This window comes from Pseudomonas sp. AP42 (genome assembly GCF_001728935.1).
Taxonomy (GTDB): domain Bacteria; phylum Pseudomonadota; class Gammaproteobacteria; order Pseudomonadales; family Pseudomonadaceae; genus Aquipseudomonas; species Aquipseudomonas lactis.
This window is the reverse complement of sequence record NZ_LYSO01000109.1, coordinates 1-20702: the sequence shown is the minus strand read 5'-3', so window position 1 is coordinate 20702 and position 20702 is coordinate 1. Positions and strand designations below refer to the sequence as shown.

The 20702-nt window shown below is 60.8% G+C and carries 19 protein-coding genes and 1 pseudogene; 14 read left to right on the top strand and 6 right to left on the bottom strand.

The window, feature by feature from the left end; genetic code table 11:
- Positions 1-282: 282 nt before the first annotated feature.
- The 3 genes from A7K61_RS25460 to A7K61_RS25450 all read right to left on the bottom strand — a co-directional run bounded on the left by A7K61_RS25460 (position 283) and on the right by A7K61_RS25450 (position 3333).
- Positions 283-1941, bottom strand: a complete 1659-nt coding sequence (locus A7K61_RS25460; protein WP_047710423.1) for a cation acetate symporter — start codon at positions 1939-1941, stop codon at positions 283-285.
- Entirely contained in the window at positions 1938-2249 is a 312-nt protein-coding gene (locus tag A7K61_RS25455) for a DUF485 domain-containing protein (protein WP_003190001.1), read from the bottom strand. Before A7K61_RS25455 ends, A7K61_RS25460 begins: the two co-directional genes overlap by 4 nt.
- Before the next feature lie 232 nt (positions 2250-2481).
- Positions 2482-3333: a glycine betaine ABC transporter substrate-binding protein gene (locus tag A7K61_RS25450; protein WP_003233255.1), complete on the bottom strand. Its 852-nt coding sequence runs from the start codon at positions 3331-3333 to the stop codon at positions 2482-2484.
- Positions 3334-3665: 332 nt separating this feature from the next.
- On the opposite strand from A7K61_RS25450, the gene A7K61_RS25445 reads away from it, so the two are divergent.
- Positions 3666-5219, top strand: a complete 1554-nt coding sequence (locus A7K61_RS25445) for a glycosyl hydrolase family 17 protein (RefSeq protein WP_069558614.1) — start codon at positions 3666-3668, stop codon at positions 5217-5219.
- Between the two features lie 105 nt (positions 5220-5324).
- Here A7K61_RS25445 and A7K61_RS25440 read toward each other — a convergent pair whose 3' ends face one another.
- The gene (locus tag A7K61_RS25440; protein ID WP_069558613.1) at positions 5325-5696 is read right to left on the bottom strand and encodes a hypothetical protein; all 372 of its coding nucleotides are present in this window, start codon (positions 5694-5696) and stop codon (positions 5325-5327) included.
- Between the two features lie 233 nt (positions 5697-5929).
- Between A7K61_RS25440 and A7K61_RS25435 the strand changes: the two genes are divergently transcribed.
- Positions 5930-7228, top strand: coding sequence for a serine/threonine protein kinase (locus A7K61_RS25435; protein ID WP_032892643.1), 1299 nt, complete (start codon positions 5930-5932; stop codon positions 7226-7228).
- The gene (locus A7K61_RS25430; RefSeq protein ID WP_003189993.1) at positions 7221-8009 is read left to right on the top strand and encodes a VacJ family lipoprotein; all 789 of its coding nucleotides are present in this window, start codon (positions 7221-7223) and stop codon (positions 8007-8009) included. The genes A7K61_RS25435 and A7K61_RS25430 overlap by 8 nt, the downstream gene beginning before the upstream one ends.
- Before the next feature lie 56 nt (positions 8010-8065).
- Here A7K61_RS25430 and A7K61_RS25425 read toward each other — a convergent pair whose 3' ends face one another.
- A complete protein-coding gene (locus A7K61_RS25425; RefSeq protein WP_034127188.1) occupies positions 8066-8980 on the bottom strand; it encodes a DUF808 domain-containing protein in 915 nt (304 codons plus the stop codon).
- A 134-nt stretch (positions 8981-9114) separates the two neighbouring features.
- Between A7K61_RS25425 and A7K61_RS25420 the strand changes: the two genes are divergently transcribed.
- Together A7K61_RS25420 and A7K61_RS25415 are read left to right on the top strand one after the other, a co-directional pair.
- Positions 9115-9720, top strand: a complete 606-nt coding sequence (locus A7K61_RS25420; RefSeq protein ID WP_003189991.1) for a TetR/AcrR family transcriptional regulator — start codon at positions 9115-9117, stop codon at positions 9718-9720.
- Positions 9721-9933: 213 nt separating this feature from the next.
- A complete protein-coding gene (locus A7K61_RS25415) occupies positions 9934-10392 on the top strand; it encodes a transposase (protein ID WP_044273007.1) in 459 nt (152 codons plus the stop codon).
- Between the two features lie 107 nt (positions 10393-10499).
- Here A7K61_RS25415 and A7K61_RS25410 read toward each other — a convergent pair whose 3' ends face one another.
- Positions 10500-10940: a heme-binding protein gene (locus A7K61_RS25410; protein WP_044273006.1), complete on the bottom strand. Its 441-nt coding sequence runs from the start codon at positions 10938-10940 to the stop codon at positions 10500-10502.
- Positions 10941-11196: 256 nt separating this feature from the next.
- On the opposite strand from A7K61_RS25410, the gene gcl reads away from it, so the two are divergent.
- The 9 genes and pseudogenes from gcl (at position 11197) to A7K61_RS25370 (ending at position 20553) form a co-directional block, all read left to right on the top strand.
- Positions 11197-12972 carry a glyoxylate carboligase gene (gcl, locus tag A7K61_RS25405; protein ID WP_069558612.1) on the top strand — a complete coding sequence of 592 codons (1776 nt, stop codon included), beginning with the start codon at positions 11197-11199 and terminating at the stop codon, positions 12970-12972.
- A gap of 10 nt (positions 12973-12982) precedes the next feature.
- Positions 12983-13765 (top strand): hydroxypyruvate isomerase, encoded by a 783-nt coding sequence (hyi, locus tag A7K61_RS25400; protein ID WP_003189985.1) that lies wholly within the window; start codon positions 12983-12985, stop codon positions 13763-13765.
- Positions 13766-13893: 128 nt separating this feature from the next.
- Complete coding sequence (locus tag A7K61_RS25395) at positions 13894-14784, top strand: 2-hydroxy-3-oxopropionate reductase (RefSeq protein ID WP_069558611.1); 891 nt, start codon at positions 13894-13896, stop codon at positions 14782-14784.
- 150 nt (positions 14785-14934) lie between these two features.
- Positions 14935-16215 (top strand): glycerate kinase, encoded by a 1281-nt coding sequence (locus A7K61_RS25390; RefSeq protein WP_003189983.1) that lies wholly within the window; start codon positions 14935-14937, stop codon positions 16213-16215.
- Positions 16205-17620, top strand: coding sequence for a pyruvate kinase (gene pyk / locus A7K61_RS25385; RefSeq protein ID WP_032892655.1), 1416 nt, complete (start codon positions 16205-16207; stop codon positions 17618-17620). The genes A7K61_RS25390 and pyk overlap by 11 nt, the downstream gene beginning before the upstream one ends.
- A gap of 8 nt (positions 17621-17628) precedes the next feature.
- Positions 17629-17715: pseudogene (locus A7K61_RS33925) on the top strand (outer membrane lipoprotein carrier protein LolA); the annotation flags it as partial.
- Between the two features lie 10 nt (positions 17716-17725).
- Positions 17726-18601, top strand: a complete 876-nt coding sequence (locus tag A7K61_RS25380; RefSeq protein WP_069558610.1) for an urea transporter — start codon at positions 17726-17728, stop codon at positions 18599-18601.
- Between the two features lie 31 nt (positions 18602-18632).
- A complete protein-coding gene (locus tag A7K61_RS25375) occupies positions 18633-19457 on the top strand; it encodes an ion transporter (protein WP_069558609.1) in 825 nt (274 codons plus the stop codon).
- A 94-nt stretch (positions 19458-19551) separates the two neighbouring features.
- A complete protein-coding gene (locus A7K61_RS25370) occupies positions 19552-20553 on the top strand; it encodes a sulfate ABC transporter substrate-binding protein (RefSeq protein ID WP_056788576.1) in 1002 nt (333 codons plus the stop codon).
- Positions 20554-20702 lie beyond the last annotated feature (149 nt).

The following is a 20702-nucleotide window of genomic DNA, read 5'->3' as shown; positions in this document are numbered from 1 at the left end:
GGCCGTTACCGCAGGAATGGATATGTAAACGGTCCAACTGTGCTGACTGTCAGGCCGCCTTCGCAGGCAAGCCAGCTCCCACATTTGAATCGCGGCGCGTTAGTTAGATCGGCGCCGGCTGTCAGGCCGTCACGGGAGCAAGCTCCCTCGCCATAGGTTCAGCGTCGCACCAAAATTGTGTGGATACCTATACCGCGATTAGGCCAGCCCAGACAACACAAAAACCCAGGCAAAAAAATACCCCAGCCTTACGACCGGGGTATCTCTTATACAACTGACAACTTAGTGATTAACCGCCCCGCTCGCCCCCAGGCCAGTCTGCGAACGCACAAACTGTGGGAAGTACAGCGCACGCTCTTTCTCTGCCGCCGCCGACTTGTCGGTGATGGAGAAGAACCAGATGCCGACGAACGCAATGATCATCGAGAACAGCGCCGGGTACTCGTACGGGAAGATCGCTTTTTCATGGTGCAGGATCGAGACCCAGATGGTCGGGCCGAGGATCATCAAGCCCACGGCGCTGATCAAGCCCAGCCAGCCGCCAATCATGGCGCCACGGGTGGTGAGGTTTTTCCAGTACATGGAAAGCAGCAGCACCGGGAAGTTACAGCTGGCAGCGATGGAGAACGCCAGGCCGACCATGAACGCAATGTTCTGGCTTTCGAACAGGATACCCAGGCCGATGGCCAATACACCCAAGGCTACGGTGGTGATCTTCGATACGCGAATCTCGTCCTTCTCGTTGGCCTTGCCTTTCTTGATCACGCTGGCATACAGGTCATGGGACACCGCCGAAGCACCCGCCAGGGTCAAGCCGGCAACCACCGCCAGGATGGTGGCAAACGCCACGGCCGAGATGAAGCCCAGGAAGATACTGCCGCCCACCGCGTTGGCCAGGTGCACCGCCGCCATGTTGTTGCCACCGAGCAAGGCGCCCGCTGCGTCCTTGAACGCCGGGTTGGTGCTGACCAACAGGATCGCGCCGAAGCCGATGATGAAGGTCAGGATATAGAAGTAGCCGATGAAGCCGGTTGCGTACAGCACGCTCTTACGCGCTTCCTTGGCGTCGCTCACCGTGAAGAAGCGCATCAGGATGTGCGGCAGGCCAGCGGTACCGAACATCAGTGCCAGGCCCAGGGAGAATGCCGAGATCGGGTCTTTCACCAGGCCGCCGGGGCTCATGATCGCTTCACCTTTGGGGTGAACCTTGATCGCCTCGGAGAACAGCATGTTGAAGTCGAAGTTGACGTGCTTCATCACCATCAGTGCCATGAACGAGGCACCGGACAGCAACAGTACCGCCTTGATGATCTGCACCCAGGTGGTCGCCAGCATGCCGCCGAACAGCACGTACATGCACATCAGGATACCCACCAGGATCACCGCCACATGGTAATCAAGGCCGAACAGCAGTTGGATCAGCTTGCCCGCGCCGACCATCTGCGCGATCAGGTAGAACGCCACCACCACCAGCGAGCCACAGGCCGACAGGCTGCGGATCTGGGTTTGACCCAGGCGATAGGACGCCACGTCGGCAAAGGTGTATTTGCCCAAGTTACGCAAGCGTTCGGCGATCAGAAACAGAATGATCGGCCAGCCCACCAGGAAGCCGATCGAGTAGATCAAGCCGTCGTAGCCGGAGGTGAACACCAGCGCGGAAATCCCCAGGAAGGACGCCGCCGACATGTAGTCACCGGCAATCGCCAGACCGTTCTGGAAACCGGTGATCTTGCCGCCCGCCGCATAGTAGTCCGCTGCCGACTTGTTGCGCTTGGACGCCCAGTAAGTGATGCACAGGGTGGCGCCGACAAACGCGACGAACATCACAATGGCCGAGACGTTCAGCGGTTGCTTGTGCACTTCACCGGTCAATGCGTCCGCCGCCCAAACGGCCGGAGCCAACAGCGAAACGCCGAATAGAGCCAATAGACGCCGGATCATTGCGCAGCCTCCTTGAGAATCGCATTGTTCAGGTCGTCAAATTCGCCGTTCGCCCGACGCACGTAGATGCCGGTGAGAATGAAGGCCGACACAATCAGCCCCACGCCCAGGGGAATGCCCCAGGTAATCGATGAACCGGGGCTGATCTTGGCCCCCAGTACTTGTGGCCCGTAGGCAATCAACAGGATGAAAGCGGAGTAAAGCCCTAGCATGATCGCCGAGAGAATCCAGGCGAACCTTTCCCTTTTCCTGACCAGCTCCTTGAAACGCGGGCTGTTTTGAATCGAGAGGTAAATGCTGTCGTTCATTGTTTTTATCCTCGCAGCACAGCTTTTTATTATTTTGGAACGTATCCACTGTATGCGGCTGCGCAATGGGTTCCAGACGACCTTAGTAGTAGATCGAGCTTAGCGAGGATTTGAAAAAAATGTAGGAGCGAGCTTGCTCGCGAAAAACGTCAACGATAACGCGTTCATTCTGGATGATCGCGGTGCCGGTGCGTTCTTCGCGAGCAAGCTCGCTCCTACAGTTGGGGCGGGGTTATTTAGCGGTCCATTCGGCGACGCGCTCGGGGTGCTTGGCTACCCAGTCCTTGGCCGCGGCGTCCGGCTTGGCGCCTTCTTGAATCGCCAGCATGACTTCACCGATTTCATCCTTGGAGGCCCACTGGAATTTCTTCAGGAAGGCCGCGACTTCCGGCGCTTTCTTCTCCAGGCCCTTGCTGCCGATGCTGTTGACGGTTTCAGCAGCACCATAAATCCCTTTTGGGTCGTCCAGGAAACGCAGTTTCCACTTGGCGAACATCCAGTGCGGCACCCAACCGGTGACCGCAATCGACTCTTGCTTGTCTTCGGCGCGGGTCAGTTCTGCGATCATCGCCGCACCCGAGCTGGCTTGCAGTTTGTAGTCCAGGCCATATTGCTTGATGGCTTCGTCGGTCTTGAGCATTACGCCTGAACCGGCGTCGATGCCGACGATCTTGTTCTTGAAGGTGGTATCGGTCTTGAGGTCTTCAATGGACTTGGCCTTGACGTACTCCGGCACGATCAAGCCGATCTTGGCGTCCTTGAAGTTGGGGCCGTAGTCGACCACCTTGTCCTTGTTCTTGGTCCAGTATTCACCGTGGGTTACAGGTAGCCAGGCGGAGAGCATGGCATCGAGTTTGCCGGTGGCGACGCCCTGCCACATGATCCCGGTGGCAACCGCTTGCAGTTTTACGTCGTAGCCGAGCTTTTGCTTGATCACCTCTGCCGCCACATGAGTGGTGGCCACGCTGTCGGACCAGCCGTCCACGTAGCCGATGCTCAGGGTCTTGCTGTCGGCACTGGCCAGTGTGGAGCCCATCGCAACTACCAGAGTGGCAGCTGCGCCCAAGAGTCGTCGCATCTTCATAGTACTTCCCCGAAAGTGCTGCGCCCGACGGATGCCGAGCGACGTCAAACTGTTGTTATAGGGTGCACCGCGCCCCCTTCACGCGCATCGATCCGGTTGCTGAGGCATCAGTGGAGTACTGACAGTTTTATCTTCAACCTGCGTAGGCATTTGCCCTGCTCTGTCAGCGACCTTGGTTGAGCAAGAAACGACATCACATCGCCAGTAGGACGCTTTGTAGGCGTTATCGCCAGAATCCCGCCCGAAGTTTGCATGTCAAAATTATGCAGCCGCACTGGGCTGCGGCAAATCCGGGTAAGATGCGCGCCTTTGCTCCCCCAGATAAGCCGACCATGCCCGCGACTGCCCGCTTCCCTGCCCTGCCCTATTTCTTTGCCTTGATCCTCGGCGTGCTTGCCCTTGCCGGCTACTGGTACGGCCTCGGCCGGCCCGTGGTGTTGCCGGACGTCGCCAGCGCCAGCCATAAGTTGCAATGCGCGTCCTACACGCCGTTCGACAAAGACCAATCCCCATTCGACCAACCGTTCGCGCTGCGCCCCGAGCGCATGGACGCCGACCTGGCGCTGCTCGCCCCGCGTTTTGAATGCATTCGCACCTATTCCATGACCGGCCTGGAAGCCCTGCCGGACATGGCGCGCAAGCATGGGTTGAAGGTGATGGCCGGGGCCTGGGTCAGCAGTGACCCCGTGGCGACTCAAAAAGAGATCAACGAGTTGATCGCGGCGGCCAACGCCAGCCCGGACGTGGTGACCTCGGTGATCGTCGGCAACGAAGCCCTGCTGCGCAAGGAAGTCACTGCCAAGCAGCTGGTGGCGCTGATCCATCAGGTTAAAAGCCAGATCAAGCAGCCCGTCACCTATGCCGATGTCTGGGAATTTTGGTTGCAACACCCAGAAATCGAGCCGGCGGTGGACTTCCTCACCATTCACCTGCTGCCGTATTGGGAAGATGACCCGTCCGGCATCGACCAGGCGCTCAAGCACGTGGGCGATGTGCGCCAGACTTTCGGCCATAAATTTGCACCCAAGGACATCGTGATCGGCGAAACCGGCTGGCCTAGCGAGGGCCGCCAGCGCGAAACCGCCGTGCCCAGCCGGGTCAATGAAGCCAGGTTCATGCGCGGTTTCGTGGCCATGGCCGAAGCCAATGGCTGGCGCTATAACCTGATCGAAGCCTTTGACCAGCCATGGAAGCGCGCCAGTGAAGGGGCTGTGGGCGGTTACTGGGGGCTGTTCGATGCAGACCGCCAAGACAAATGCGTTCTCGCAGGCCCTGTGACCAACGTGCCGTACTGGCCGCTGTGGCTGGGCATCGGCGGGCTCATCCTGCTTGGCACCCTGGTGCTCGGCGGCCGCGTTCGCAGCACGCGCTCTGCATTAATACTGCCGTTGCTCGGTGCCGTGGCGGCATGTTCCATCGGCAGTTGGGCCGAACTGACCCGCGTTACCGCGCGCTTCAGCGATGAATGGGTATGGGCAGGCTTGCTGGTGGCGTTGAACCTGCTGGTGCTGGCCCACGCCGCCCTGGCACTCAGCGCCCCCGAAGGCTGGCGTGCGCGCGGGTTCAACTGGCTGGAGCAGCGCGCCGGCTGGCTGCTGGCAATCGCCGGGTTTGCCGGTGCGGTAATGATGCTGGCGCTGGTGTTTGACCCGCGCTATCGCAGCTTCCCAAGCGCAGCGCTGGTGCTGCCGGCCCTGGTGTACCTGGTACGCCCGGTGACCGGGCCGCGTCGGGAGATTGCGTTGCTGGCCTTTATCATCGGTGCCGGCGTTGCGCCGCAGTTGTACCGTGAAGGGCTGTTGAACCAGCAGGCCTGGGGTTGGGCCGTGGTCAGCGTGCTGATGGTTGCGGCTTTGTGGCGTTGCTTGCGGGTGCGCAAGGCTTAACACAATCGCCTGTAGGAGCGAGCTTGCTCGCGAAAAACACCAAGATAACGCGGGGCATCAGGTACCCCGCGTCATCGTTAACGACCCTCGCGAGCAAGCTCGCTCCTACAAGGCGCCGCGCGGCTTCCTGACCAACCGCAACCCCGCAATCACCACCGCAAACACCGCAAACGTCGTGTTGTACAACGCCAGCGCCGGCAACCCGAACACCAACCCCACTACTGCCAACGCCCATCCCGCACGCCCCGGTACAAAAAAGCCCAGCACCGAGGTGATCAACGCCGCCCACCCCAGCAGCTTGAAATGAATCATCAAACCCAAATTCGAACGCACCTGGCATTCCCAGCGGCTGGCCTCATCCGCGCAGATGCCAACCCATTGCCCATCCTCCATGAAGCCGTAACGTGCGGCATAACTGGCGGCCAGCCATAACGGCAGGGCAATAAGCAGCAGGATCAACGGCAAACGACGGGACATGGGGCACTCCGATAGGCAAAAACGGCGCCCAGCTTAATCCCACGGCGGCCGTTAGCAAGGTGTTCGCACAGATATCTGTTCAACAAAGCATGGCAAAGTGTATCGTCTCGCTACTATTACCCCGATTCCGACGTTTTTTCCGACTTTTCGTGCCGAGTGCTGGCACTTCGGTGACAAGGCGGTGGTCATAGCCTGCGAACTTCATTCAGCCCGTTCCTCTTAGGGATTAAGTCATGCTCCGTTCCTTGCGCTGTGCTGCCTTGCTGGGCAGCCTATTTTTGAGTGCGTCAGCACTGGCCGTCGATATCGACCAAGCCAGCTATGGCTACCCTTTGACCAACCCGTTCGAAGCGACCATCGCCACCACACCTCCCGATCTGCGGCCAACCCTACCAACGGATGACGAGATCACCCAGTCCGACTACACCCTGACGATGCGCCCCGAGCGCGAGTTCAGCCTGCCGGACAATTTTTGGGCGGTGAAGAAACTCACCTACCGCATTGCCAAGCAGGACCGTGCTGCGCCGTTGATCTTCCTGATCGCCGGCACCGGTGCACGCTTTGACAGCAGCATCAACGAATACCTGAAAAAGCTGTATTACCAGGCCGGCTACCATGTGGTGCAGCTGTCCTCGCCGACCAGCTTCGACTTCATCAGCGCCGCTTCGCGCTTCGCCACCCCGGGCATCACCCAGGAAGACGCCGAAGACATGTACCGCGTGATGCAAGCCGTACGCGCGCAGAACGCCTCGTTGCCCGTGACCGATTTCTACCTCACCGGCTACAGCCTGGGCGCCCTGGATGCGGCGTTTGTCAGCAAGCTGGATGAGACCCGCCGCAGCTTCAACTTCAAGAAAGTGCTGCTGCTCAACCCGCCGGTCAACCTCTACACCTCGATCACCAACCTCGACAAGCTGGTACAGACCGAGGTCAAGGGCATCAACAACAGCACCACCTTCTATGAGTTGGTGCTGAGCAAACTGACGCGTTACTTCCAGCAAAAAGGCTACATCGACCTCAACGATGCCCTGCTTTATGACTTCCAGCAGTCCAAGCAGCACCTGACCAACGAACAGATGGCCATGCTGATCGGCACCTCGTTCCGCTTCTCGGCCGCCGACATTGCCTTCACCTCGGACTTGATCAACCGACGTGGCCTGATTATTCCGCCCAAGTACCCGATTACCGAAGGCACCAGCCTCACGCCGTTCCTCAAGCGTGCCCTGCAGTGTGACTTCGACTGCTACCTCACCGAACAAGTGATCCCGATGTGGCGCGCGCGTTCCGATGGCGGCAGCCTGCTGCAACTGATCGACCAGGTCAGCCTCTACGCCCTCAAGGACTACCTGCGCGACAGCCCGAAAATCGCCGTGATGCATAACGCCGACGACGTGATCCTCGGCCCTGGCGACCTGGGCTTCCTGCGTAAAACTTTCGGCGATCGCTTGACCGTCTACCCGCTGGGCGGCCACTGCGGCAACCTTAATTACCGCGTCAACGCCGACGCCATGCTGGAGTTCTTCCGTGGCTAAATATCTTCTGCTGCTCGCCGCACTGATGTGCGCAGGCGTGGCCAATGCCGACAACAGCAAGGCCCAAGAACCCGTCAAGGTCGATGCCGACGGCTTCAAGGAGCCGCTGACCAAGCTCAAGTTCAACCCAGGCTTGGACCAGCGCGAATTCGAGCGCTCCACGCTCACCGCGCTCAACGTCTACGACCCACTGGAGTCGTGGAACCGCCGCGTGTACCACTTCAACTATCGCTTCGACCAGTGGGTGTTCCTGCCGGTGGTGAACGGTTACCGCTATGTCACGCCGAGCTTTCTGCGCACCGGCGTGAGCAACTTCTTCAACAACCTGGGCGATGTGCCCAACCTGATGAACAGCTTGTTGCAGCTCAAGGGCCACCGCTCGCTGGAAACCACCGGGCGCCTGCTGGTCAACACTACCATTGGCATCGCCGGCCTGTGGGACCCGGCCACCGCCATGGGCCTGCCGCGCCAGAGCGAAGACTTCGGCCAGACCCTGGGCTTCTACGGTGTACCGGGTGGCGCCTACCTGATGCTGCCGATTTTCGGGCCGTCGAACCTGCGTGATACCGGCGGCCTGCTGGTGGACTACAGCGCCGAATCGCAGATCAACTTCCTCAACGTGTCTGAAGTCAGCTCCAACCATCCGGAAGTCTGGGCCCTGCGTGCCGTCGACAAGCGCTACCAGACCAGCTTCCGCTACGGCCAGATGAACTCGCCGTTCGAGTATGAGAAGGTGCGGTATATCTACACCGAATCGCGCAAGTTGCAGATCGCCGAGTAAACAGCAGCGATAAAAAAAGGCCATTCGATTGAATGGCCTTTTTTATGCCTGTCATCTCACCCTCGCAGTGCTTTCCAACCTTTACCTGCCACGCTGACCACTGCCAGGACGACGGCGCCGGCAATGATCCCCGCCACCGCATTGAGCAGCGTTGGCATCAGCCACGCCAACGCGCCGGTGCTCTGGCTCACGGTTTCGATCCAGTGATGCACCACGGGCACGCCATGGGTAAGGATGCCACCACCGACCATGAACATCGCCGCCGTGCCGATCACTGACAGGCTCTTCATCATATAGGGTGCCGCGCTCAGGATCGCGCCGCCAATACTGCGCGCCACCTGGCCCGGTTTCTGCGTCAGCCACAGCCCCAGGTCGTCGAGCTTGACGATACCGGCCACCAATCCATATACGCCGATGGTCATGACAATGGCGATACCCGACAGCACGATCACCTGCTGCGTCAGCTGCGCGTCGGCGACGATGCCGAGGGTGATGGCGATGATCTCGGCGGAGAGAATAAAGTCGGTACGGATCGCGCCCTTGATCTTATCTTTCTCGAACGCCACCAGATCGGTTGCCGGGTCGGCCACCGCTTCAGCCAACTGTGCGTGTTCGGCTTGATCTTCAGCCTTGCTGTGCAGGAATTTGTGCGCGAGTTTTTCAAAGCCCTCGAAACACAGGTAGGCACCGCCGAGCATCAATAACGGTATCACCGCCCAGGGTGCAAAGGCGCTGATCAACAGGGCCGTCGGCACCAGGATCAGCTTGTTGATAAACGAGCCCTTGGCCACCGCCCACACCACGGGGATTTCCCGCTCGGCGCGCACGCCGGAGACCTGCTGGGCGTTCAGTGCAAGGTCATCGCCGAGCACGCCCGATGTCTTCTTGGCGGCCATTTTTGTCATCAGCGCAACGTCATCGAGTACCGCGGCGATATCGTCGATCAACACCAATAAGCTGCTTCCTGCCATGAACCGGACTTCCGTTAGAGAGAGATGGCGCGAGCATAGCGCGGCGCAAGGCCTTGTGGGCAGATTGTTGAGGCCTGCGGATGGCCGGTGCTACCATGCGCAACCGCCTGTCATGGCAAGGAAACGTCTGGTTTATGAGCAGCATTCGCGAGCGCAACAAAGAAAAAATCCTGCGGGCGGCGAGCGAGGAGTTTGCCGACAAGGGCTTCGCCGCGACCAAAACCAGCGACATCGCCGCCAAGGCCGGGCTGCCCAAGCCCAACGTCTATTACTACTTCAAGTCCAAGGACAACCTCTACCGCGAGGTGCTCGAAAGCATCATCGAGCCGATCCTGGCCGCCTCTACGCCGTTCAACCCCGACGGCGAGCCCAAGGAAGTGTTGAGCAACTACATCCGCTCAAAGATCCGCATCTCCCGCGACCTGCCGTTCGCCTCCAAGGTATTCGCCAGCGAAATCATGCACGGCGCCCCCCACCTGAGCGCCGATCAGGTTGAACAGCTCAATGCCCAGGCCAAGCACAATATCGACTGCATCCAGAGCTGGGTTGACCGTGGCCTGATCGCAGCGATTGACCCCAACCACCTGATGTTCAGCATCTGGGCAGCCACCCAGACCTATGCCGATTTCGACTGGCAGATCTCGGCAGTGACCGGCAAGGCCAAGCTGGATGAGGCCGATTATGAGGCGGCGGCGCAGACGATTATTCGGTTGGTGCTCAAGGGGTGTGAGCCGGATTGATAGACCGCGGCGCCTGTAAAATTCGCGAGCAAGCCCGCTCCCACAGGTAGGTGCAAAGCCAGACACACATTGTATAAACCGCACAAATCCCCCTGTGGGAGCGGGCTTGCTCGCGAAAGCGCCCTCCCAGACACATCCTGCCAAAAGTCCACAGATCAGCCTCAGCCACCAAGATCTAGCCTCTCAGAACCCCATCTGAAGAGAGGCCAAGGAATGCCTGATCGAGCTACATCACACCGCCTGCGTATCGGCAGATTCAGCGAGTCCAACCGCATCTATCTGATCACCACCAACACCCATGAACGTGTGCCGATGTTCAATGACTTTAATCTGGGTCGCTTGGTCGTCTGGCAATTCAGACTCGCCCAATACCAAAGGTTGGCACACTCTCTGGCTTGGGTGGTGATGCCCGACCACTTCCACTGGCTGATCGAACTGCAACAAGGCTCGCTGGGAGATCTGATGTGTCAGGTGAAATCCAAAAGTACCCGTAGCGTAAACGGCGCTACCGGCCGCAAGGGTCGACTATGGCAAACCAGCTTTCATGACCGGGCCCTGCGCAAAGAAGATGACTTGGTAAAAATGGCCAGGTATGTGGTTGCCAATCCCCTGAGAGCTGGGCTGGTAAAGCGGATTGGCGACTATCCGCTGTGGGATGCCGTTTGGGTATAGCGCCAAGACCGAGGCGCCCCTTTCGCGAGCAAGCCCGCTCCCACATTTGGAACGCATTCCCCTGTGGCGGGCTTGCTCGCGAAGAGGCCCGATCCATCAGCCCCGATTCAAGCCGACACCCCCGCATCCGCCAGCAAACCCACCCCCTCTATCGCGGTGATCGCACACTGCTCGTCAATATCGGACGTGTCCCCGCTGATCCCGATTGCGCCCAGCACCACGCCGCTCTGATCCCGAATCAACACCCCACCCGGCGCCGGCACGACGCTGCCCTGCCCCAGGCTGTTCAACGCGGCGATAAACGCCGGGCGCTGTTGGGCGTCCAGTGCCAGCAAACGTGAGCCCTTGCCCAGGGCGATGGCGCCCCAGGCCTTGCCGATGGCGATTTGCGGGCGTAGCAGGCTGGCGCCGTCTTCGCGTTGCAGGGTGACCAGGTGGCCACCGCTGTCGAGCACGGCGATGGTCAGGGGCGCAGCCGAAATAGTGCGGCCTGCCGTGAGGGCCTGGGTGGCCAGTTGGGTGGCGAGTTTCAAGGTTAAAGCGCTCATAGGTGCCGTCCTTATCTTGTTATGGGTAAAGCGGTGAGGTCTGTTTGATCAGATGCTCGATCACACAAATAGAACACAATGATATTTGTTTTTGTATACAATATTTTCCAACAAAGGCTCCATACGTCGAAAAAAGCGCTTCCGACGAACGCAAAGGTCAGTTTACGAAAGGCATTGACCAACGCAGCTCGGCGTGAATACACTTTGGACAGACACCACTTGTATACAATTACAAAACGCAAGAGGCACCAAAACCATGAGCAAAATGAGAGCAATCGAAGCCGCCGTCCTGGTGATGCGCCGTGAAGGTGTGGATACCGCCTTCGGTATCCCAGGCGCCGCGATCAACCCGCTGTATTCGGCCTTGCAGAAGGTGGGTGGCATCGATCACGTCCTTGCTCGCCACGTTGAAGGCGCCTCGCACATGGCCGAGGGCTACACCCGCACCAAGGCCGGCAATATCGGCGTGTGCATCGGCACTTCCGGCCCCGCGGGCACCGACATGGTCACCGGCTTGTACAGCGCCTCGGCCGACTCGATCCCGATCCTGTGCATCACCGGCCAAGCCCCTCGCGCCCGGATGCACAAGGAAGACTTCCAGGCCGTGGACATCACCAGCATCGTCAAGCCGGTGACCAAGTGGGCAACCACGGTACTGGAACCCGGCCAAGTGCCTTACGCGTTCCAGAAAGCCTTCTATGAAATGCGCTCCGGCCGCCCTGGTCCGGTGCTGATCGACCTGCCCTTCGACGTACAGATGGCCGAGATCGAATTCGACATCGACGCCTACCAGCCGCTGCCCCTGGCCAAGCCGCTGGCGACCCGTGTGCAGGTGGAAAAAGCCCTGGCCCTGCTCGATGCAGCCGAACGCCCCTTGCTGGTGAGCGGCGGCGGCGTGATCAACGCCGATGCCAGCGAGCTGCTGGTGGAGTTCGCTGAGTTGACCGGCATTCCGGTGATCCCGACCCTGATGGGCTGGGGCACGATCCCGGACGACCACCCGCTGATGGTGGGCATGGTCGGCCTGCAAACCTCGCACCGCTACGGCAACGCGACGATGCTCAAGTCGGACGTGGTGCTGGGCATCGGCAACCGCTGGGCCAACCGTCACACCGGTTCGGTCGAGGTGTATACCGAGGGCCGTAGATTCATTCATGTCGACATCGAGCCGACCCAGATCGGCCGCGTGTTCACGCCGGACTTGGGCATCGTTTCCGACGCCGGCTCCGCGCTGACAATGTTCATCGAAGTGGCCCGCGAGTGGAAAGCCGCCGGCAAGCTCAAGGACCGCAGTGCCTGGTTGCATGACTGCCAACAACGCAAGGCCACCCTGCACCGCAAAACCCACTTCGACAACGTACCGGTCAAGCCGCAGCGCGTGTACGAAGAGATGAACCAGGTGTTCGGCAAAGACACCTGCTACGTCAGCACCATCGGTTTGTCGCAGATTGCCGGCGCGCAATTTTTGCATGTGTACAAGCCACGTCACTGGATCAACTGCGGCCAGGCCGGCCCATTGGGCTGGACCATTCCGGCAGCGCTGGGCGTGGTCAAGGCCGACCCGAGCCGCAAAGTGGTGGCCTTGTCGGGCGACTATGACTTCCAGTTCATGATCGAAGAACTGGCGGTGGGCGCGCAGTTCAAGCTGCCCTACATCCACGTGGTGGTGAACAACTCTTACCTGGGCCTGATCCGCCAGGCCCAGCGTGGGTTCGAGATGGACTACTGCGTGCAGCTGTCCTTCGACAACCTCAACGCCCCGGAACTCAACGGCTACGGCGTCGACCATGTGGCGGTTGCCGAGGGCCTGGGTTGCAAGGCCCTGCGTGTGTTCGAGCCGGGCCAGATCCAACCGGCCTTGCGCCGCGCCCAAGAGATGATCGAAGAATTCAAGGTGCCGGTGATCGTTGAGATTATTCTGGAACGGGTGACCAATATTTCCATGGGCACCGAGATCAACGCCGTCAATGAATTCGAAGATCTGGCCCTGGTCGGCAACGATGCGCCGACTGCCATTTCCCTGCTCGATTAAGGAGAACCCTATGCCGCGCTTTGCTGCCAACCTGTCCATGTTGTTTACCGAACAGGACTTCCTTGCCCGCTTCAAAGCGGCTGCCGATGCCGGTTTCCAAGGCGTGGAGTACCTGTTCCCGTATGAATTCAGCTCTGCCGACATCAAGGCGCAGCTGGACGCCAACGGCCTGACCCAGGTGTTGTTCAACCTGCCAGCCGGTGACTGGGCCAAGGGCGAGCGCGGCCTGGCGTGCCACCCGGACCGGGTCGAGGAGTTCCGTGCCGGGGTCAAGCTGGCCATCGCCTATGCCCAGGTATTGGGCAACACCCAGGTCAACTGCCTGGCGGGTATCCGGCCACAAGGCGTCGATGACGAGACCGTAGAAAAAACCTTCGTCGCCAACCTCAAGTACGCCGCCGAGAAGCTGCAGGCGGCGGGTATCAAGCTGGTGATGGAGATGATCAACACCCGCGACATTCCAGGCTTCTACCTCAACAACACGGCTCAGGCCCTGTCGATTCGCGAGCAAGTGGGCAGCGCCAACCTGTTCCTGCAATACGACATCTACCACATGCAAATCATGGAAGGTGACCTGGCGCGGACCATGGCGACGCACCTGGGCGAGATCAACCATATCCAGCTGGCGGACAACCCAGGGCGCAACGAGCCAGGCACCGGTGAGATCAACTACCGCTTCCTGTTCGAGCATCTGGACCGCATCGGTTACGCCGGTTGGGTCGGCTGTGAGTACAAGCCGTTGACCACTACCGAGGCAGGTTTGGGTTGGCTCAAGACCCATAACGCCATCTGACAACTGACACCACACCAAACAATGTGGGAGCTGGCTTGCCTGCGACGCAGGCACCTCGGTGTATCAGGCATACCCGGCTGATGCCATCGCAGGCAAGCCAGCTCTCACATTAAAAGAGGATTTTGATCATGGCTAAAATCGGATTTATCGGCACCGGCATCATGGGCCAACCCATGGCCGCCAACCTGCAGAAAGCAGGTCATCAACTGTTTCTCTCTGAACATCACGGCAAGGCACCGGCTGAACTGATCAGCGCCGGCGCCGTGGCCCTGGCCAACCCGCAACAAGTGGCCCAGGAAGCCGAGTTCATCATCGTCATGGTGCCCGACACCCCACAAGTCGATGATGTGCTGTTCCGCGCCGACGGCGTGGCTGCGGGCCTGTCACCCAACAAGGTGGTGATCGACATGAGCTCGATCTCCCCGACCGCCACCAAAGCATTCGCCGCCAAGGTCAACCAGGCCGGCGCGCAGTACCTGGACGCCCCGGTGTCCGGTGGTGAAGTCGGCGCCAAGGCCGGCACCTTGAGCATCATGGTCGGCGGCGAACCGCAGACGTTTGAACGCGCGCTGCCGCTGTTCCAGAGCATGGGCAAGAACATCACCCTGGTGGGCGGCAATGGCGATGGCCAGACCGCCAAGGTCGCCAACCAGATCATCGTCGCGCTGAACATCCAGGCGGTGGCCGAAGCGTTGTTGTTCGCCGCCAAAAACGGCGCCGACCCAGCCAAGGTGCGTGAAGCGCTGATGGGTGGCTTTGCATCATCCAAGATCCTGGAAGTGCACGGCGAGCGCATGATCAAGGGCACCTTCGACCCGGGTTTTCGCATCAACCTGCACCAGAAGGACCTGAACCTGGCCCTGGCCGGCGCCAAGGAACTGGGGATCAAACTGCCGAACACCGCCGGCACCCAGCAAGTGTTCAGCACCTGCACCGCAATTGGCGGCGGCAACTGGGACCACTCGGCACTGATCAAGGGCCTGGAGCATATGGCGAACTTCTCGATTCGCGAGAAGTAACGAAAATACGCAATACCCCCCGGTAGGAGCGAGCTTGCTCGCGAAAAACCTGAGAGCACCACTGGCTCCCTGGTTACCCGCGTTATCGTTGACGATTTTCGCGAGCAAGCTCGCTCCTACAAATAACAAGAATCCCCCGGGAGCCCGCTTATGTCGGTCGATCCGCAACACCTGCTTCGCGAGCTGTTTGCCACAGCCATCGACGCCGCCCACCCCCGGCAAGTCCTCGAACCCTACCTGCCTGCCGACCGCAGTGGCCGTGTGATCGTGATCGGCGCCGGCAAGGCCGCGGCCGCCATGGCGCTGGTCGTCGAAGACTGTTGGCAGGGCGAAGTTTCGGGCCTGGTAGTTACCCGTTACGGCCACGGCGCGCCGTGCAAAAAAATCGAAGTGGTCGAAGCCGCCCACCCGGTTCCGGATGCAGCCGGCCTTGCCGTGGCCCAGCGCGTGCTGGAACTGATCAGCCATCTGGGCGAAAACGACCGCGTGATCTTCCTGCTCTCCGGCGGTGGCTCGGCACTACTCGCCCTGCCCGCCGAGGGCATCACCCTGGCGGACAAGCAAGCCATCAACAAAGCCCTGCTTAAATCCGGCGCCACCATTGGCGAGATGAATTGCGTGCGCAAGCACCTCTCGGCGATCAAGGGCGGGCGCTTGGCCAAGGCCGCGTGGCCGGCCACGGTGTACACCTACGCGATCTCCGACGTGCCGGGTGACCAGGCCACGGTGATTGCCTCGGGCCCGACGGTCGGCGACCCGAGCACCTCGCAACAGGCCCTGGCGATCCTCAAGCGCTACCACATCGACGCCCCCGCTTCGGTGCGCAGTTGGCTTAACAACCCCGCCTCGGAAACCGTCAAGCCCGGCGACCCGGTGCTTGCCCGCAGCCACTTCCAATTGATCGCCCGCCCGCAGCAATCGCTTGAAGCGGTGGCGGTCAAAGTACGCCAGTCCGGTTTCAGCCCGCTGATCCTCGGTGACCTTGAAGGCGAAGCCCGCGATGTGGCCAAGGTACACGCCGGCATCGCCCGGCAGATCGTGCAGCACGGCCAGCCATTGGCGGCGCCGTGCGTGATTCTTTCGGGGGGCGAAACCACCGTCACCGTACGCGGCGACGGCCGTGGCGGGCGCAATGCGGAATTCCTCTTGAGCCTCACCGACAGCCTCAAGGGCCTGCCCGGCGTGTACGCCCTGGCCGGCGATACCGATGGCATCGACGGTTCAGAAGACAACGCCGGCGCGATCATGACCCCCTGCAGCTACCGCCGTGCCGAAGCCCTGGGCTTGTCGGCCAGTGATGAGCTGGACAACAACAACGGCTACGGCTATTTCGCCGCCCTGGGCGACTTGATCGTCACCGAGCCGACGCGCACCAACGTCAACGACTTGCGCGCCATCCTGATCCTTGAGACTGCCAACCATGACGCCTGACAAGAAGGTCAAAATCCTCGCCACCCTGGGCCCGGCCACCGACGGTATCGACGACATCCTTGAGCTGGTGGAGGCCGGGGTAAATATCTTCCGCCTCAACTTCAGCCACGGCGACCACGCCGACCATGCCCAGCGCTACCAGTGGATTCGCCAGGTCGAACGCCAGCTCAACTACCCGCTCGGCATCCTCATGGACCTGCAAGGGCCGAAGCTGCGGGTGGGACGCTTTGCCGAAGGCAAGGTGCAGCTCGTACGCGGCCAGGCCCTGCGCCTGGACCTGGATGAAACCCCGGGCGACCAACGCCGGGTCAACCTGCCCCACCCGGAAATCATCGCAGCCCTGGAGCCGGGCATGGACCTGCTGCTCGACGACGGCAAGCTGCGCCTGCGCGTGATCACCAAGCATGCCGATGCCATCGACACCACCGTGCTCAATGGCGGCGAACTGTCTGACCGCAAAGGTGTGAACGTCCCACAAGCGTTGTTGGAACTGAGCCCACTCACCGCCAAGGACCGTCGCGACCTCAGCTTTGGCCTGGAACTGGGTGTGGACTGGGTAGCACTGTCGTTTGTGCAGCGCCCGGAAGACATCCGCGAAGCCCGCGAGCTGATTGGCGATAAGGCGTTTTTGATGGCCAAGATCGAAAAGCCTTCGGCGGTGCAACGGCTGCGCGAAATCGCCGAATTGAGCGACGCGATCATGGTGGCCCGAGGTGATTTGGGCGTGGAAGTGCCGGCCGAGAGCGTGCCGCAGATCCAGAAAGACATCATCAGCACCTGCCGCCAACTGGGTAAGCCGGTGGTGGTGGCCACGCAGATGCTCGAATCCATGCGCTTCTCGCCGGCACCTACCCGCGCCGAAGTCACCGATGTCGCCAACGCGGTGGCTGAAGGTGCGGACGCGGTGATGCTGTCAGCCGAAACCGCTTCGGGCGAGTACCCACTGGAAGCGGTGCAGATGATGAGCAAGATCATCCGCCAGGTGGAAAACGGCCCGGACTACCAGGCCCAGCTGGACGTCAGCCGGCCCAAGGCGGATGCCACGGTGTCGGACGCCATCAGCTGTGCGATCCGCCGTATCAGCAGCATCCTGCCGGTGGCGGTGCTGGTGAATTACAGCGAGTCCGGCAGTTCCAGCTTGCGCGCGGCGCGGGAACGGCCGGTGGCGCCGATCCTCAACCTCACACCCAACCTGTCCACGGCGCGACGCCTGAGCGTGGCGTGGGGCGTGCACTCGGTGGTCAATGATCGGCTGCGCCAGGTGGATGAGGTGTGTTCCACCGCGCTGGAAATTGCCCAGGCCCAGGGCATGGCGCAGCGTGGCGATACCTTGGTGATTACCGCGGGGGTGCCGTTCGGGCAGCCGGGGTCGACCAATTCGCTGCGTATCGAAACCCTACTGTAGGAGCGCGCTTGCTCGCGAAGAACGTCAACGATGACGCGGGTATCCTGAATGCACGCGGCGCCCTCAGGTTTTTCGCGAGCAAGCTCGCTCCTACAGGGAGCTGACATGCACAACCCAACCTGCCCCGACTGGGCCGAAGCCCTGCTCAACGGCTTCAGCCAAATCTTTCTGCAGCGCCATTCGCTGTGCGGCCTGCTGTGCCTGCTGGCCATCCTGATCGGCGCCCCGGCCTTGCTCGGCGGGGCCTTGCTGGGTGGCGTCGCGGGGTTGCTCACGGCCCAGCGCCGGGGGTATCCCAAGGCCGAGCGCCAGGCCGGGCTGTATAGTTACAACGGCGTGTTGCTGGGCCTGTTGATCAGCCAGCACTTCGCCTGGTCCGCGCTGGTGCCGCCGCTGATCCTGGCGTGCGGCGGCTTGAGTGCCATCCTTACCCGGCACTGGTTGAAACACGCAACCCGGCCCCAGGATTTGCCCGCCTACACCGTGCCCTTTGTTGGCCTGGGCTGGTTGCTGCTCGGCCAGAGTCCTGAAAACGCCCTTGCACTGATCGAGCCCAACACTGTCGCTGTAGTGGCCGCGCCCTTCACCGGCCTGGGGCAAATCATGCTGCTGGACCAGCCCCTGGCGGGTGTACTGATTGCCCTGGGCTTGCTGCTGGCCGACCGTCGCGCCGCCGCGTGGGCCTTGGGCGGCGCCGCTCTGGGCATGCTCGCCGGCTTGTGGCTGAACGACCCCACTGGCGCCCTGCTCGGCCTGCACAGCTATAACCCGGCGCTGGCGGCCCTGGCCCTGTGCTCATCACGTCGCCAGCCCTGGTTACCGCTGCTGGGCATCGGCCTGGCCATCTTGCTCACCCCAAGCTTCGCCGGCCTGCACCTGCCCGCGCTGACCGCGCCGTTTATCCTCGCCTGCTGGCTGGTGCGCGCCGGCCAGCGAATGCTGCACAAGCCTCACATGGACAGCCCGTTCGAATCGCCCTAGGCTTGCTCGATATTCGTTTCGGGCAGGGTTTATGGACAGCAACAACGACTGGCGCCAGCGCCTCTACATCATGGTGTTCCAAAGCGATACCGTCGCCGGGCGGCGCTTTGACGGCATCCTGCTGCTGATCATCCTCGCCAGCCTGGTGATCGTGATGCTCGACAGCATCGACACAATTCACCAGAACTACGCCGACGTGCTGGCCTATATCGAGTGGGGCTTCACGCTGATCTTCGCCATCGAGTACGGCCTGCGCCTGTATTGCTCGCCCAAGCCGCTGCGCTATGCCTTCAGCTTTTATGGCTTGGTGGACCTGCTCGCCATCGTCCCCGGCATCCTCGCGCTGTACTACAGCGATGCCCAGTATCTGCTGATCATCCGCATCATCCGGATGCTGCGCATCTTCCGCGTGCTCAAGCTCAGCCCGTACCTCAAGCAGGCCAACTACCTGATGGCGGCGCTGCGCGGCAGCAAGCAGAAGATCGTGGTGTTCCTGGTCAGCGTGTGCACCCTGGTGACGGTGTTCGGCACCTTGATGTACGTGATCGAAGGCCCGGAACATGGCTTCACCAGTATTCCCAAGGGCATCTACTGGGCCATCGTCACCCTGACCACCGTGGGCTTCGGCGATATCGTGCCCAAGACGCCCCTGGGCCAGGTGATTTCATCGCTGGTGATGATCACCGGTTACTCGATCATTGCGGTGCCGACGGGTATTTTTACCGCCGAACTGGCCAGTGCCATGCGCGGCGAACAGCTGCACACCGACTGCCCAGTGTGCAAAAAGGACAGCCATGAACCCAACGCCGCATTTTGCGCGCGCTGTGGCAGCAATCTGTTTCACAAACTGGAATAAGCAAAGTTCGTTTTAATCTTTAAGGGTCTATGCAGGCCCGGCTATAGTCGCTGGCAAATTGCCTCCCCTCTTCTCGAACAACAAGGAATGAGCAGTGAAAAAGATCCTCAGCGCCTCCCTACTGGCCGCCGGCCTGGCCCTGGCGGGCTCCGCCCAGGCCGCGACCACCCTGCTCAACGTCTCCTACGACGTGATGCGCGACTTCTACAAGGACTACAACGCCGCCTTCCAGAAGCACTGGGAAGCTGAGCACCCGGACGACAAGCTGACGCTGCAGATGTCCTTCGGCGGCTCCAGCAAACAGGCACGCTCGGTGATCGACGGCCTGCCCGCCGACGTGATCACCATGAACATGGCCACCGACATCAATGCCCTGGTCGACAACGGCAAACTGGTGCCGGACAACTGGGTGACACGCTTGCCGAACAACAGCGCGCCGTTCACCTCAGCCACGGTGTTTATCGTGCGCAAAGGCAACCCCAAAGCCTTGAAAGACTGGCCCGACCTGCTCAAGGACGGCGTGCAGGTAATCGTTCCCAACCCGAAAACCTCCGGTAACGGCCGCTACACCTACCTGTCGGCCTGGGGTTACGTGTTGAAGAATGGCGGTGATGAAGAAAAGGCCAAGACCTTCGTTGGCAAGTTGTTCAAGCAAGCGCCAGTACTGGACACCGGCGGCCGCGCCGCCACCACCACCTTCATGACCAACCAGATTGGCGACGTGCTGGTGACCTTTGAAAACGAAGCCGAAATGATCGCCCGTGAGTTTGGCCGTGATCAGTTCGAAGTAGTCTACCCAAGCGTCTCCGCCGAAGCCGAACCGCCGGTCTCAGTGGTGGATAAAGTGGTCGAGAAAAAAGGCACCCGTGCTGCGGCCGAGGACTACCTCAAGTATCTGTGGTCGCCCGAAGGCCAGGAAATTGCGGCCAACAACTACCTGCGCCCACGGGACCCGAAGGTATTGGCCAAGTACACCGACCGGTTCCCCAAGGTGGATTTCCTGTCGGTGGAGAAAACCTTTGGTGACTGGCGCACGGTGCAAAAGACCCACTTCAATGATGGCGGCGTGTTCGACCAAATCTACTCTGGCCAATAACCCATCTGACTGAATCAACTCGGTCAAACCTGTGGGAGCTGGCTTGCCTGCGATGACGGCGAGTCAGCTTGCACATGAGCGGCTGACACCCCGCCATCGCAGCATAGGTATCTACACAACTTTGTAGATTGTAGCAGCCAACGCTAACC